Raw genomic sequence first — 15,069 nt, 5'->3', positions numbered from 1 at the left:
ATTCTACCATACTGATTGCTTTATTGGCCTGATAGTTTCTGATGTAATTAAATCGTTAACTCCATTTTGTATAATGGTAATGATAAGGTAAGCGTAGGTTAAAATTCAGTTAAAACGCGGGTACTCTCTTTGCAACTCATAACTACTCAGTTGTCAAATGAAAAAAGGCCTACTATTTAGTGCTATCCTTCTATTTTTATCCAGTTTTTTCATCAACGAAACACTAGCACAAACTACACAAGCTTCTATTTCGGGGGTGATCTCTGAAAAAGAGAAATCACCATTGCCTGGTGCTACGGTCCAGGTGCGCAACGAATCGACCGGATTTACGACCGGAACGGTAACCAATGCCAAAGGGGAGTACGCATTTAAGGAAATTCCTTTAGGCGGGCCGTATACGATACGGGTTACGTTTATTGGCTATGGGGAACAAAAACGGTCGGGCTACATGGTCAACCAGGGCGACGCCATTCGAATCAGCCTGACTATGCAGGAAGCCGATCAGTCTCTTGAAGTGGTGCAGGTCGTGGCATCAGGTTTGAAAAACAAAACAGATAACCTGGGGGCCGCTACAGCTATCAACGCCAAAACGCTGATTTCGATGCCTGTCAATGGCCGAAATTTTACGCAGCTCGTTAACCTGTCGCCCCTCACCAATAGTAGCGGTAGCCTGTCGGGGCAGCTTGGCTCATCCACCAACTACACCATTGACGGAATGACGGCTAAAAACCCAACGTCGGCCGGAGCAACAACCAGCCGTAGCGGTGCACCGTACTCCATCTCGATTGAAGCCGTTCGGGAGTTCAAGGTAATCACCAACCAGTACGATGTCGTTTACGGTCGGGCTGGGGGTGGTCTGGTGAGTGCGGTAACGAAGGCAGGAACCAACAAACTAACCGGGAGCGTATTCAACTACACCCGAGCCAACTGGCTGTCGAGTAAGTATGACATTCGTGGTAACGTGCGCAATGTACCGTTCTCGACCAATCAGTTTGGGTTTTCGTTAGGCGGGCCAATTATCAAGGACAAACTGCACTATTTCGTTGTATGGGACCATCAGCAGGATTCGCGCCCGCTCATTATCGCCGATGTACAGACACCGCTCGACGAAAGCCGCTTTAACGTGACCAATGCAACACTCAATCGCTATGTAGACATTGCCCGTAGCAAGTATGGAGTGGCTAATACGCAGCAATTCGGTACATTCCCCAAAAACCGGGGTACTGATGCAGCCTTCGCCCGCATCGACTGGCAGATCAACGCCAATAACCTGCTGACCATCCGCGACAACTATACCAACGACCGGAATAAATTAGGATTGGCCGACAATACAGCCATCAACATCTATGAGTCGTACGGTAACGATTATAACATTGACAACAGTTTGCTGGCTACGCTCCGTACGACGTTTTCGCCCAAGATAACTAACGAGCTGAAGCTCCAGTATCTCTACACCTATCAGAAAAGTGGTCCTGGCGATCAGTTGCCTGCCGCCAATATTCCACGTAACATCGTAGAGAACGTAACATCGACGGTGGACGGAAAAACGTTGTCGACCAATATTCAGATGGGTGGTCATCGCTTTGCACAGGAAGGGTTTACGAACGATGTGCTGCAACTGGTCGACAACTTTTACTACAACACCGACCGAGTTCAGTACACGTTCGGCGCCGATCTGATGTACACACACGCTAAATCGCTGTACGGCAGTGAAGTAAATGGCCGGTTCCATTTTATCAACGACGCTTCTGGGTCGGCACTCGATAATTTCAATAACCTCAAGCCGTATCGGTTCTACCGTGAGGTGCCTCTCGTGGCCGATCCGACCGTTTACGGCAATATATACAACCTGGGTGCCTACGGACAACTCAACACGCACCTGCTGCCGGAACTGGAAATGACCGCTGGTCTGCGTTTCGACTATTCGATTTACCCCAAAGCGCAGTTTAATCAGGTGGTATTTGATGAACTGAAACTACGCACCGACAACCAGATCAAATCGTTCATTGCGCAGCCGCGTATTCAGTTCAACTGGGACGTTAATAACGAACACCGCACCTTTATCCGGCTGGGGGCAGGCGTGTTTGCGTCGGATATTAACAACTATATGCTAATCAACAACCTGACCTTCGATGGTAAGCACTTTGCTACGGTCGATGTGCGGGGGGCCAACGTACCGACGCCAGATTTTGCAGCCTACCGACAAAATGCTTCCAGTATTCCGACGCTGGCCCAGTTTCAGGTGCCAACCATTAACATGACTGGCCCCGACGCTAAAATACCAGTACTCTACAAGGCCAATATCTCGTATTCACGCTTCCTGACGGACCGATTAAAAGTTGGTGTGTCGGGGTACATGTCGCTGGGTCGTAACAACTATATGTACATCGACCGGAATATGGTGGCAGAACCATTCTTCCGACTGACCAACGAAGCGAATCGGGGGGTATATGTACCGCTGGCTTCCATGCCATCGACAGGTGTGGGCGATTGGCAGCAGGGGCGTATCAGCAATCGACTGGGGCGGGTGCTGGAACTGAACAGCGAAGGCCGGGTGAATCAGTTTGCGGCTGTGGTCGATGCTACGTGGCAATATTTCCGGGATGGCGAAATTACGGCGAGCTACACCTGGAACGATACCCGCGACAATGTTACCTACAATGGTAACGTGGCCAACACGGCTACGCTGGTGCTGCCCGTAAAAGATGATCCACGCAATCTGAGCACCATGACGTATTCCGATAACCATTTCCGAAACAAGGTGGTCGTATACGGTACGTTGCCGTCATTCTTTGGCGTTACGCTGGGCTTCCGTTATACGGGTATTGGCGGTACACGCTACTCATTGCTGTCAGGCGCTAATACCAACGGTGACTTCGTTGCGACTAACGATCTGGCTTTTGTATTTGATCGGAACAATCCCGAAGTAGCCGCCAACGTTCGGACAGGTCTGCAAGCGCTACTCGATAACCCTGCTGCCAGCCAGAGCCTGAAAGAGTATATCAATACGTATTCAGGCCGGATTGCCGAGCGGAATGGTGGGATCAATGGTTTCTACGGTGTACTGGACATCCGGGCGCTAAAACGGTTCAGGTTCGGGAAGAATTATGCCCTTGAACTATCGGCCGACGTATTCAATTTTACGAATTTGCTGAAAAGAGATTGGGGAACGAACAAATCGCTGGGTACGCAGGCACTGTATGCGTTGAGCGTTCCGGCAACGAGCACCACTGCTGCCTTACCGGGCTTCAACGCAGCAGTGCCGCAGTATAATTACCGGGTTAACAATACAGGAGCTGTTACACCTTCGGGCGATCCATTCCAGGTTCAGCTTGGCGCACGCTTCAGCTTTTTTTAGATATTGAAGCTGTCTGAACTTTTGAAGATACATTTAAAATGAGCGCGTTTTTTGTCATTCCGACGCAGGAGGAATGACAAAAAACGCGCTCATTTTGACTAATAGGAAAAGTGTAAAACCGCTTCATTAAAACCCCTAAAGTCTATTCATGGAATTTAGGGGTTTTTAATTTTCTTGATTGGTAGCCTGTACCTACTCTATTTGCTCGATGACCCATTTCATTTCGCGCTCAATGGAGTCGACCAGCTCTTTCTTTAGATCATCAGGCAATACGCCCCAGGTATAGGTTTCTACTTCAAGCTGGTTGGTAAAGCGTCGTTCAGCCTGAAGCCGCAGCACCTCCACAATGTCGTCTTGAGTGGATTGCAGGAGCCCATAGTCGGCCACAAACAGCGGGACGTGGAAGTGGGATCGCCATTCGCTGTGCGATTCATTTAATGCGGCAAGGGCTTCTGGTAAATCCGGGAATCGAACCAATGTATTGTCGGTTGAGTGGGCAACGACCTGATGCAGATAGGTCGGTTCGTTGAATTGCTCGAACGCCTGTCGAACGGCGGTACGCCCTGCCGGATCATCTGGGTATTGTGCTTTTAGAGCCGCGCTAATCTGAATTTTGCCGACCCGTAAGCCATATTCTTTCAGTTTATCAAGTACTTCAGCCGGGCGTTCGTAGCCCACTGCAAAATGGCAGACATCGTAACACAACCGAACGTGTTCGCAGATGGTAGCTTCGGCTTCGGCATCGGTCATCCCAAATTCGTTGGTGAGTTGCTCGATGCCCATTGGCAATAGATAATCCGTAAACCAACTGATAAATTCATCCGCTGTTTCGATAACGCCATCGGGTTCAGGCTCCAGATCGAGGTGCATAAGCCGGTCGGTTTGTTTGTGAAGCCGGACCAGTTCTGCTACCACTTCGAGGATATTCTGCGTAGTAAGCGAAAAAATATAATCGCGGGCGGCAGGCTGTTCCCACTCAAACCAGTGCCGATACGAGAGGGGCGATGTCGATACGCCACCTTGAATGGCATTACCTAGTTCATCAACCGGTAACAGCACGGAGAGCAGGCGGAATAACCGTTTGGTATACTCAACCCGCGCTTCGGTTGTCCAGTCGGGCGCATGCACCTGATCTTTTACGATTGTATCATGGAAACCACCAAACGGAAATCCGTTCATTGTGTACACATAGCAATCGTTTTGGGCGAGCCAGTGCTGAAAAGCGACCAGGTTTTCGGGAAGCTCAAGCTCTTCGCTGGCCTGGTTCGACAGGCGGAGGCCAATACCAAACGGAGCATTGGGCGATAAGCGCTGCTTTAGCTCGGGTATGGCCTGCTGGATGGCCGCAAAATGATCGGCCCAGCTTTCACCCGCATGAATGTTGGTGCAGTATCCGAGGTGGCCCAGCGATGTTTTCATAATAAGCTTTATCCACAGAATTTTAGCGAAGACAGCATCAGGGTGCCATCGTACATGTCGTTAAAAAAACGGTGTTTATTAAAGGATAGCTGATAATTCGTTTTCCCGTAGCGTTGCGATCGCCTGCCGAATGCGGGTTGCATCCATTTCATGGACTTCTACCCCCTTACCGATGGCGCTCAACAACATGATGGTCAATTGACCACCCAAATGTTCGCGGAACTCCGAAAGACCTTTTAAAACCCCTTCGCTGTCGTTAAAGTCGAGCATGGGATGATAGAGTGAAAAGCCAAGCGTACGCAAGGTACCAAGTATCCGGTTTGCGTCGGTATCGCTAATCCAGCCTAACCGATTTGAGTATAAACTATCCATGGCAATACCAATCGCTACCGCTTCGCCATGCCGGATTTCAAAATCACTTAACTGCTCGAGTTTATGTGCGCTCCAGTGGCCAAAATCCAAAGGTCGTGATGAACCCATTTCGAACGGATCGCCCCCGGCAATATGGTCGAGGTGCATTTGCGCACACCGATGGATGAGATAATGCATCGCCGTCATGTCGCGGGCGGCCAGTTGTTCGGCGTGTTGTTCGATCCACTCAAAGAACGAGGCATCTTTAATCAACGCTACCTTAATAGCCTCCGAAATACCGGCCCGCCAGTCGCGATCATCCAACGTGGTTAAAAACTGACTATCGTTGAATACGGCTACAGGCGGTACAAACGTGCCGAGGAAGTTTTTCTTGCCCCGGTAATTGACGCCATTCTTTACCCCAACGCCCGAATCGTTTTGCGATAGCACTGTAGTCGGAATCCGAATATGGCGAATACCCCGGTGGGAAATAGCAGCCGCATACCCAACCAGATCGAGCAACGAACCGCCACCCAGGGCAACCACATACGAATGGCGGTCAATCCCGTACCGATCAACAGCATTGACAATTGTTTCGACAAAATCAGGGTCGTTTTTGGCCGTTTCGCCACCTGGTATTACCAGTATATCCTGAATAAGGTCCAGATTATCAGTTTCTTGCGCGAAGTACTGGGTAATGTCTGTCTGTAGAGAGGGATGGGCCGCAATGACGCCCGAATCAATAACAAAAAGAAGCTTTTTACGAGCACCTCCGGCCAATTGTTGTTTAAAAAAGTCGGCAAAAACGGTATTGGCCGAGTCGAAAAGTCGCTCGGTAAAAAAAACACTATACGAAAAGCGTACGCTAAAAGACTGATGCAAATGATCCATGAACCGATAAAGCTAGTTGAGTAATACTGGCTTTACCTACCAAAAATACAATCCAATCCTTAATGGTTCATTAAATAGGGGAAAATTAGCAGGGAGAATAGGACCAGGAGCAGGATGCATGGAGCAAACTATTTATCCCGCTCTATACACCCTGCTCCTGGCCCTGCTTATAAATACAATACTTTATACTTCACGGCACCGTATAATCGCCAGTAAACGGATAAAAAAGGAGTAGCCAAAGCGGTGATGATGGCATGTTTGGCTGTTGTCCAGGTCAGTGTTTCCTGGGGTAAATGACGCATGATCAGATCTGTGGAGAGAATAGCCCAGATGCTTAACCCAATCATGGCTAAACCCCATTCACCGAGGCATAAACCGACCAGGCTAGCCATTATGCTGATAACTGAAACATAATACTGGACGATCTGCCGCCGGTAGGAGGGAATTCGTTCCCGAAACAGGCTTGGATGACGTTTGTACAGGAGTGCATCGTAACAATTGTTGCGTTCGTCGCGGAGCAGACCGTACCAGGGGCAGGGCCGGATATGGTAAATCACGATCGCTTCGGGGCATTTGCCAATCGGAATACCAGCTTGAATGAATTTAAACTGAAGATCACTATCTTCTCGCCAGGCCGTGTCGAATGCTTCTTCAAAGCCATTCACCCGCTCCAGCGTCGATTTCCGGCAAAAACAGTTGGCCGACATAAATTCGGCCCGTTTCAGAATCGTGGCTGTCCGATCCAGTGGACTCGGATGTTCGGGCAAATGGACGCGTAACTGCCCGCTCATGACTTGAGCACCGCGCTGAAAACAGGTAAGGGCTGCGGATAACCAATCGGATTCGGGTAAGCAATCGTCATCGGTAAAGGCAATAATACGACCTCTGGCTGCTCGCCAGCCCCGGTTTCGGGCAGCCGCTGGGCCACGCCGTTCGGGTTGAGCCAGGTAACGCACCTCAAGGGGACCTCCATTACGGGCCACCTGTTTGGTAAAAAGTTGTACGGCCGTTTCGGTCTCGGGCGAATTGCCTTCATCCACGATAATGACCTCAAATTGATCGCGTGGGAGCCGTTGACGCCCCAACGCATCCAGACATTTAAGCAGTAAAGCCGGTTGCTGATACGTTGGGATCACAACCGAGAATTCAGGTAGCATATAAACAGGTAATAACGCAAGAACTTGATTTGGCAGCACCGTAAGGCCGATTGAACCTGAATCAATGATCTCGTTTTCAATCAGTATCACGGCCTGATCATAGCCTTGCAAAAACCTAACCAATTCGCGAGGCCTGTTTTGATAAAAAAAGCTATTTTGTTTAATCGGTTGAGAAACAGGTAATTTATTGTTGATGATTTTGGGGATATTACGGCCTATACCTCACAAAAAATTCATGCCAGACCGAAAAGGGTGTAGGTAGTTTATCTTTGCAAAATCATCTATTTCTTCATTTTTCATGTCTCGTATTGCACTGATCACCGGCGCTACCTCTGGCATTGGCCGCGCTACCGCCGAAGCTTTCGCTGACCTCGAATTCCGTTTGATTCTTTGCGGCCGTCGACAGGAGCGGCTGGATGAATTACAGAATCTATTGAGTAAAAAGACCGACGTAACCACCCTGAACTTCGATGTACGAAACTGGGTAGAAGTTTATGAGTCGATTAATACACTACCGGAAGAGTGGCAGGCCATTGATATCTTGGTAAATAGCGCCGGAAATGCCTATGGGATGTCGGCGATTCAGGATGGTGATCCGGCCGACTGGGATCTGATGATCGATGGGAATGTGCAGGGGCTTCTGTATGTGTCGAAAGCCGTTATGCCCGGCATGGTTGAGCGAAAACGGGGACATATTGTAAACCTAAGTTCGGTAGCCGGCAAGGAAACGTATCCTAACGGAGCGGTATATTGCGCCAGTAAAGCAGCCGTCGAAGCCATCAGTTCAGGTATGCGGCTCGATATGACCCAGCACGGTATTAAGGTAACAAATATTGCTCCGGGAGCGGTCGAAACCGAATTTTCGATGGTACGCTTCAAAGGCGATACAGAGCGGGCAGCTAAAATTTACCAGGGCTTTACCCCGCTTACAGCCGAGGATATAGCCGATTCCATTGTGTTTGCCGTTACAGCGCCTGCTCACGTGACCATTGCAGATATGACGATACTGGCGGGGGCGCAGGCAGGCGCACAAACGATTCACCGGAAGCAATAATCGATGAACCGCAAAGGTACTATAGCCGCAAGGTATTCGAAATTAATGGGTAATTCCTTGCGCCATAGCGCCTTTGCGGTTAACTTTAATTCTAGAACTATTGGCTGAGCCCATGCTTGCTAAACGGATACAGCTAACGATACAGGCACCTTGTCAACAGTCGTGGCAGGACATGAAGCCCGATGAAGGCGGTCGTTTCTGTATGCATTGCGAGAAAACAGTAGTCGATTTTACGGCTATGACCGACCAGCAGATTGCTTCCATCATGGCTCAGACAACAAATGCAGGCTGTGGGCGTTTCCGGCAAAGTCAACTTAACCGATCTCTGCGCGTTTCGGCACCTGCTCCTCAGGCCTGGGGTCGTTTCTGGGGGCTTCTGACAGCAGGTTTGTTAGGGTATCAGGCGGCTCAGTCGGAGTCTATAACGCCCCTGTCGCTGCACTCGACCTTAGTGCAGACTAGCGGGAGTGAGCGAAAAGCAGAATCACCCGAACCCGAGAGCCTAGTATCAGCAGATTCGACAAGGATCGTATCTGGCCGTGTCGTTGATGAAGCATCTAACACAGCCGCTTGTGGAGCAACTGTTCTTATCAAAGAATTAGGAAGGGGAACCCATGTTGATAAAGATGGCAACTTCCAGCTATTAATTCCTGACGACCATAAGTTGGAGCATCTTACGCTTCAGGTGACGTTTATTGGGTATATCACACAGGAAATTCGATTGATGCCAACATCCCGAAACTCATTAGATATTCGATTGAATGAGGATACGACTGCACTTGGCGAAGTTGTAATGGTTGGTGGTTATAAACGAGCAACGTTCTGGCAACGCTTACGCAATCGGTTTAGGAGCCGTCACTAATGATTTCAGTACATCAGGCTCTACCCGGTGTGGTCCCTCAAAGGCGGTTAACTGCAAATTAGGTACGTCGGTCTGTATCCGATTCAGGTAGGCGCCGATGTCGGCAATGGCGCTGATGTATTCGTCCTGCTGCCCATACACATAGTGCGTTTCTGTATGCGTAAGTACATTGGCGCTGATCAGGTCAGAAAGGCCTTTTGGAAAATAACCGGCCCAGAGAATCAGCCTGTCGATACGGATGCGACTCGATTCATTGCCCCCATTATTCAGCCAGCGACAGGCGGTAGCGGCTCCCTGCGAGAACCCAAACACCGTGATGTGCAGTTTTTCATTCAGACTTGTACGCTCGTCAAGAATACGGTTGTACAGAGAATTCAGATAGGCGACATAGTCATCGATTTCGTGTTGTGAATCTTCCCGTGTCATCCAGGAAGCACCAACGCGCTGGTAGTTCATATCGAGGTAGGATCGGGAGAGACCTTCGGGGATCACGATCAACGTTTCGTCGCTGGCCAGGTCAGCAAATTTTCTGCCAAAATATTGGGCCAATTGCCCAAATCCGTGCAGGCAAAACCAGATGTTTCGGGTTTTTTCGGTGAGTTGGCCAGTGGTGTAAAAACGGGCCGTTCGTTGAACCTTCAGATGATGTTCCTGGGTCATAGGAGTCTACCGTTTAAACCGTGCCTGTTGCCGGTCGTTTTTGCGTTGCTCATAATGGGTTTTATCGGCGATATAGCACAGCCGTTCCAGTTCGGCATGGACGACGCCCTCTTTATCGAGCCATTGAACCGTAAATACATAATCAGTCTGTCCATTGGCGGCTACCTCCTGCCGAATAACCGCAAGCTGATCGTTGGTAATTTCAAAGCGAGCGTATAGAGTCTGACGACCAGGCTTGCGAAACCGGATACTAGCCGATTTATCCCAAACGACGTATTGATTGCCCAGAATCCGCAGGAGCATCACCATATAAAAGGGATCAGTAGCCGAGAACATACTACCACCAAAAATGGTCCCTACGTAGTTGTACGTCCATATATTTCGGCGCAATCGGATGTGCACCTCCCGCCAGTCGCTCGACCAGAATAGAATTTTGCCTCCCGTTCCGAAATACATCGGATACCAGTTCAAGCCTGATCGGAATAGCCATGATTTGGTCGACTCCTTGCGAGTGGTTTGTAAAAATGCTGGCTTCATGTTTACAGGTTGATGTTTGCTGGTTTCCGTCTAACGTTGACTGATGCACTAAACGTCAAGTAGAAACCAGCGAACCGATTAAGCGATTACCGGAAATTCCTGACCTTTTTTGATAGCCTGAGCGATTTGTCCGGCGTGATACGAATTATGATGCATCAGGAACACGAGTACTTGCATTCGGGGTATATCACCAAATGGTGAGGAAACGATTTCGGCCCATTGTTCGTCGGGTGTTTGCCGGATATGGTCGGCAATCAGTGCGAAACTGTCGTCAAGTTTTTGTTGTATATCGGCTAAGTCAAGTTCACGGCCATCGTCCGAAACGCCCCCGACAGCTTGTAAAGGAATACTGACCTCGCGGCCAAACATGATCCTGGCAAAACGATGCATCACCTCGGCGGTGTGCAGGGCAATGAATCCGGCCGAAGCCGTTTCGGGTGTTAATCGATGACGGTAATTGTCAGGGGTAAGTTTGCGCATCGGGCCCTGCGCCGAAGCCTGCGCCATTTGCCAGGTTTGCGATAAAAATTCGGTAGTCATTATCGTGGTTTGTATTAGGGAATTAGTTTTTGCGAAAGGGTTGTAAGTCCGTCGACGGCTTGGGGGCCAAGTTCGTCCCATACCTGCTGATTTAGGGCTTTCCAGATTTTATGGCACCGTTTGGCCAGCAACCGACCCTCTTCGGTGAGGAACAAGCCGCTCCGAATGGTATCGGTCAGCCAGCCGTTTTTTTGCAACAACTGGACATCCCGGCTCATGGCCGATTTTTGAATCTGTAATTGTTTGGAAAGCTGAGCCTGCCGTATGCCCGGTTGGGCGAAAATGTGCATTAATAAGCCAGCCTGGGCGAATGTTACCCCCTCCGATACAAACACATCGTTGTACCGACCTGTCACAATCCGCGCCAGCATTCGCAATCGACCCGCAATGCAATAAGGTTCTGTAGGCATACCATAAAGGTTGAAAAATAAAGTTGTATATGCAACTTATGGTTGAAGCAAAAATCCCACTGAATACTTTTTGAGTATTCAGTGGGATTTTTGGAGGTTTTTATGCAGAAGCGGGTTCAGTGGTAGGTACGTCTTTGGGAGGATGCTGACTCCAGTAGGTTGCTAGCAGTGAGCCGTTTGTGTTCATGATGGGGCCGAAGAGAGCAGGGGCCAGCCCAACTGTAGCTACTTTGCCCATTTGTACGGCAATCCCCGATGCCAAACCACCGTTTTGCAAACCTACTTCAATGGCAACCGTTCGACAGCTTTGCTCATCCATGCCAAAGAGCCGGGCTGTTCCGTAGCCTAACATGAAGCCGCACAAATTATGAATCAGCACACACAGGGCTAGTGTCCAGCCCACGGTCAGCAGGCTATCACGCCCAGCGGCTGCGATGATCGCAACAATCAGAATAATACCACCCATCGACAGCATCGGCATGACCCGGTTCAGCATCACCGACGATTTATGGAAAATCCGATTCAGAACTAGCCCTACCACGATGGGCAGGATGACGATCTGCATGATTTCGACCATCATTTTCAGGAAGGAAATTTCGATGAACTGACCCGCCAGAAATTTCATCAGCGCAGGCATAACAAAAGGAGCCAGTAGGGTCGAAATCGTGGTAACTGTTATAGACAGTGGGACATTCGCTTTGGCAATAAAGCACATGACATTCGATGCCAGACCACTGGGCGAACAGCCGATCAGCACAACACCGGCCGCAATTTCGGGTGGAAAACTAAAGGTATTAGCCAGCGTAAAGCCCAACAGAGGCATGATGATAAAATGGCAAACAACCCCGATGAAAACGGCTTTGGGTTGCTGAATAACGCCCTCAAAATCTTTGATTGACATGGTTGTACCCATGCCCAGCATGATGATTTGCAGTAGAGGAACAATCAATTTCTTGAGCGGAAACCCGCCGATGCTCACAAACGGTGCCGGAAAAGCAAACGCCAGGCCGACAAATAGAATGAGGAGCGCTGTAAAGATCAGGTTCCGGTACGACGAGCGGTCGTTTGTTTCAGCTTTCATTATCTATAATGCAAAATTGATAATGTGTTACAAAGCAAAATTGATTGAAAACTTACCTGCTATTCGTCACCATCCATTTTTCCCATTATTAATGAATCTGTTCAGGATTATTTTTTCGGTGTGTTTTACCCCTAAATTCCCTGAAGTGGACTTTTTTCCCTCGCAGACTAAGTCCCCTTCAGGGGATTTAGGGTAAAACGGCCTGTGAATTGACGGTTTACTCAGATAAAAATAAAAGCCTAAACAGCTTCAATTCTACATTACTCGTTAAGCGAAGCCAATACCCCTTCTTTCAGCGAGTAGGTTGAGGTTTTGATCTGAGTAATACCGTAGGTTTTCAGGACATAGTCGATCAGGCAAACGGCAACCACAATCATGTCGACCCGGAGTTCGATCATGCCCGGTAGCTGCATGCGCTCTACATGATCTTTCTTCATGAGTAATTCGTAAGACCGATAAAATTCCTGGATGGGTAAGTCGAACGTGGCCTGATCGGGGTTGGGCAGATGGCCCTGTTCGTGCATAAACCACATATCGACCAGCGTATCGAATGAGCCCGACGAACCGACCAATACACTGGGCTGATATTGATGTATGGCATTGGCCAGTGGAAGCAACTGCTCCTGAAAGTAATCATTCAGCCGACGAATACTGGTAAGGCTGATTGGGTCAGAGGTCATGAATCGTTCGCGTAGTCGCTGACCGCCAATTTCAAAGCTTTGTTTCCAGAAAATTCTTGATTGATTTCCCAGGATAAATTCGACGCTGCCTCCGCCAATGTCAATAACCAGTCCGGTCGACTCACCTAACGCACCAGCTACCCGAATGCCCTGATAGATGTAAGCGGCTTCCTGATCGCCCGAAATAACCTGAATAGATAAGCCTGTTTCCTGCCGAACTCGGTCTATAAATTCCTGCTGATTGCGGGCTACCCGTATGGCGCTGGTGCCAATCGCAACAACCTGGTCAGGAGCTATATCGAATCGGTTGAGCACTTGCCGAAAATAAGTCAGAACACCCAGCGCCCGGCCAATGGCTTCTTCCGTGATGATCCCCTGATTGATTCCGGCCTGACCAATTTTGGCTGGCAAACTTTCCCGAAACAGGATTTGTTGAGTGGAGCCGACCACATCGGCAATCAATAGATGGAAAGTATTGGTTCCTAAGTCAATAATGGCTTGTTTCATGTCCGCAAATCTATTATCTTTGCCGTCCGGTTTTAGCTAAAACACAATATTTAACAATGCTTATCATTAACGTAAAAGACAACGAGTCGATCGACAAGGCCCTGAAACGCTTCAAAAAGAAGTTTGAGAAGACGGGTGTGTTGCGGCAGTTGCGGTCGCGGACGGCTTTCCAAAAACCGTCGGTAAAGCGTCGCACCGAGATCATTAAGGCAGCCTACAAAGAAAGAATGTACGGCAACCATACCGAGCAATAGGACATTTCGTTCCGAAACATCGGTCATGTTGGGGTTGAATCGCTGAATGCGCAGTCAGCCGTTTCAAACCGCCAGCCAGAACGCAGAAGGAGCAGCAAGCAGGAATGTTTGCTGCTTTTTTTTGACCCGAATTTTGTGATTTTATCAATTATTCTGAGCTAGAAAGTGCTTAGTGGTGTCAGATCTTCACATCTGACACCACAACAAGTCCATGGCTGAATGAAGTAATGTAGGCTTTAAAAATCGTTCAGATCGTAAAGTTGGTAAGTTTGTAGATGAGAATCTGTTTAATCGGTAAAATCACATGAATCCTGCGAGGCAAACCTTTAGTTCGGACTTCCTCACGCACATTCGGTATGAAAAACGACTGAGCCATCATACGCTGACGGCGTATGCAAAAGATCTGGAGCAGTTTACGGAATTTCTGCATACTGAGTGTAATGTCGATCAGCCGGAACGCGCCGATTTTCGGCACATCCGCTCATGGATTGTGAGCCTGGTGGAGGCCGACTTAGATAAATCATCAGTGAACCGGAAGATTGCTACCCTTCGGAGTTTTTATGGCTTCCTGCTTCGTCGGAAAGTGATTGACCAGGACCCGATGGCTAAAATTCAGGCGCTGAAAGCCAGTAAAAAACTGCCTCAGTACATCGAAGAAAAACCAATGGAAACGCTGCTCAGCGAGGTCGAGTTTCCCGATACGTTTGAGGGCATCCGCGACAAACTCGTGCTTGAGCTTCTGTATGGCACCGGAATCCGGCTGAGTGAATTGATTGGACTCAAAACAGTCGATGTCAACTTGTATGAAAAAACGATTCTGGTTTTGGGGAAGCGCAACAAGCATCGGATTATACCTCTTACGCAACCTCTTTTTGAGCTGATCCAGGCCTATAACCGGGTAAAAGAAGCAGAGTTCTCAGGCCAGGCCGACAATACAGTTTTGATTGTAAGCGATAAAGGTATAGCGGCTTATCCGGTGCTAATCCAGCGTATTGTGAAGCGGCATCTGGACTTAGTGACGACGCTTGAAAAGAAAAGTCCGCACGTGTTGCGCCATTCCTTTGCTACCCACCTCCTCAATCGGGGTGCCGATCTCAACGCCATTAAAGACTTGCTCGGCCACAGTAGTTTAGCGGCTACCCAGATTTATACGCATACGAGCCTGGAGCAGCTCAAGAAAACGTACGACCAAGCTCATCCAAAGGCCAAAAAATAACCCCAGATCGTCAGAGATAGCAAGACAGCACTACTTGGCATTGGTTTCCGTACCTGTTTAACGCCGGAACGAGTATAGTTGTGATTCGATTG

14 protein-coding genes are annotated in these 15,069 nt (G+C 48.9%); 5 read left to right on the top strand and 9 right to left on the bottom strand.

Annotated elements, in window-relative coordinates; translation table 11 throughout:
- Window positions 1-157 precede the first annotated feature (157 nt).
- Entirely contained in the window at window positions 158-3,358 is a 3,201-nt protein-coding gene (locus B5M13_RS28000) for a TonB-dependent receptor (RefSeq protein ID WP_080058804.1), read from the top strand.
- Between the two features lie 192 nt (window positions 3,359-3,550).
- Here the strand turns inward: B5M13_RS28000 and eboE are convergent, their stop codons facing one another.
- The 3 genes from eboE to B5M13_RS27985 all read right to left on the bottom strand — a co-directional run bounded on the left by eboE (window position 3,551) and on the right by B5M13_RS27985 (window position 7,176).
- Window positions 3,551-4,777, bottom strand: coding sequence for a metabolite traffic protein EboE (gene eboE, locus B5M13_RS27995; protein WP_080058803.1), 1,227 nt, complete (start codon window positions 4,775-4,777; stop codon window positions 3,551-3,553).
- A gap of 78 nt (window positions 4,778-4,855) precedes the next feature.
- Window positions 4,856-6,019, bottom strand: a complete 1,164-nt coding sequence (locus B5M13_RS27990) for a 3-dehydroquinate synthase (RefSeq protein WP_080058802.1) — start codon at window positions 6,017-6,019, stop codon at window positions 4,856-4,858.
- Between the two features lie 167 nt (window positions 6,020-6,186).
- Window positions 6,187-7,176 (bottom strand): glycosyltransferase family 2 protein, encoded by a 990-nt coding sequence (locus B5M13_RS27985; RefSeq protein ID WP_080060106.1) that lies wholly within the window; start codon window positions 7,174-7,176, stop codon window positions 6,187-6,189.
- Window positions 7,177-7,474: 298 nt separating this feature from the next.
- Here B5M13_RS27985 and B5M13_RS27980 point away from each other — a divergent pair, with 298 nt between their 5' ends.
- Both B5M13_RS27980 and B5M13_RS27975 read left to right on the top strand, forming a co-directional pair.
- The gene (locus B5M13_RS27980; protein ID WP_080058801.1) at window positions 7,475-8,230 is read left to right on the top strand and encodes an SDR family NAD(P)-dependent oxidoreductase; all 756 of its coding nucleotides are present in this window, start codon (window positions 7,475-7,477) and stop codon (window positions 8,228-8,230) included.
- Between the two features lie 112 nt (window positions 8,231-8,342).
- On the top strand, window positions 8,343-9,092 hold the full coding sequence (locus B5M13_RS27975) for a carboxypeptidase-like regulatory domain-containing protein (protein WP_080058800.1): 750 nt from the start codon (window positions 8,343-8,345) through the stop codon (window positions 9,090-9,092).
- On the opposite strand, the gene B5M13_RS27970 is transcribed toward B5M13_RS27975, so the two are convergent.
- From B5M13_RS27970 to B5M13_RS27945, 6 genes are all read right to left on the bottom strand, one after another.
- The gene (locus tag B5M13_RS27970) at window positions 9,063-9,752 is read right to left on the bottom strand and encodes an alpha/beta hydrolase (protein WP_080058799.1); all 690 of its coding nucleotides are present in this window, start codon (window positions 9,750-9,752) and stop codon (window positions 9,063-9,065) included. The genes B5M13_RS27975 and B5M13_RS27970 overlap by 30 nt on opposite strands.
- Window positions 9,753-9,758: 6 nt before the next feature.
- Window positions 9,759-10,289, bottom strand: coding sequence for a DUF4442 domain-containing protein (locus B5M13_RS27965; RefSeq protein WP_080058798.1), 531 nt, complete (start codon window positions 10,287-10,289; stop codon window positions 9,759-9,761).
- Window positions 10,290-10,367: 78 nt separating this feature from the next.
- A complete protein-coding gene (locus B5M13_RS27960) occupies window positions 10,368-10,829 on the bottom strand; it encodes a DinB family protein (RefSeq protein WP_080058797.1) in 462 nt (153 codons plus the stop codon).
- A 14-nt stretch (window positions 10,830-10,843) separates the two neighbouring features.
- Complete coding sequence (locus B5M13_RS27955; RefSeq protein WP_080058796.1) at window positions 10,844-11,239, bottom strand: MarR family winged helix-turn-helix transcriptional regulator; 396 nt, start codon at window positions 11,237-11,239, stop codon at window positions 10,844-10,846.
- Window positions 11,240-11,339: 100 nt separating this feature from the next.
- Entirely contained in the window at window positions 11,340-12,320 is a 981-nt protein-coding gene (locus B5M13_RS27950; RefSeq protein ID WP_080058795.1) for a bile acid:sodium symporter family protein, read from the bottom strand.
- A 260-nt stretch (window positions 12,321-12,580) separates the two neighbouring features.
- On the bottom strand, window positions 12,581-13,507 hold the full coding sequence (locus B5M13_RS27945) for a Ppx/GppA phosphatase family protein (RefSeq protein ID WP_080058794.1): 927 nt from the start codon (window positions 13,505-13,507) through the stop codon (window positions 12,581-12,583).
- Window positions 13,508-13,563: 56 nt separating this feature from the next.
- Between B5M13_RS27945 and rpsU the strand changes: the two genes are divergently transcribed.
- The gene (rpsU, locus tag B5M13_RS27940; RefSeq protein ID WP_012924721.1) at window positions 13,564-13,761 is read left to right on the top strand and encodes a 30S ribosomal protein S21; all 198 of its coding nucleotides are present in this window, start codon (window positions 13,564-13,566) and stop codon (window positions 13,759-13,761) included.
- A gap of 304 nt (window positions 13,762-14,065) precedes the next feature.
- Complete coding sequence (locus tag B5M13_RS27935) at window positions 14,066-14,977, top strand: tyrosine-type recombinase/integrase (RefSeq protein ID WP_080058793.1); 912 nt, start codon at window positions 14,066-14,068, stop codon at window positions 14,975-14,977.
- Window positions 14,978-15,069 lie beyond the last annotated feature (92 nt).

Origin of the sequence: Spirosoma aerolatum (assembly GCF_002056795.1) — a bacterium.
Lineage (GTDB): Bacteria > Bacteroidota > Bacteroidia > Cytophagales > Spirosomataceae > Spirosoma > Spirosoma aerolatum.
The sequence above is the reverse complement of the archived record's forward strand: the minus strand, read 5'-3'. Positions and strand labels throughout refer to the sequence as shown.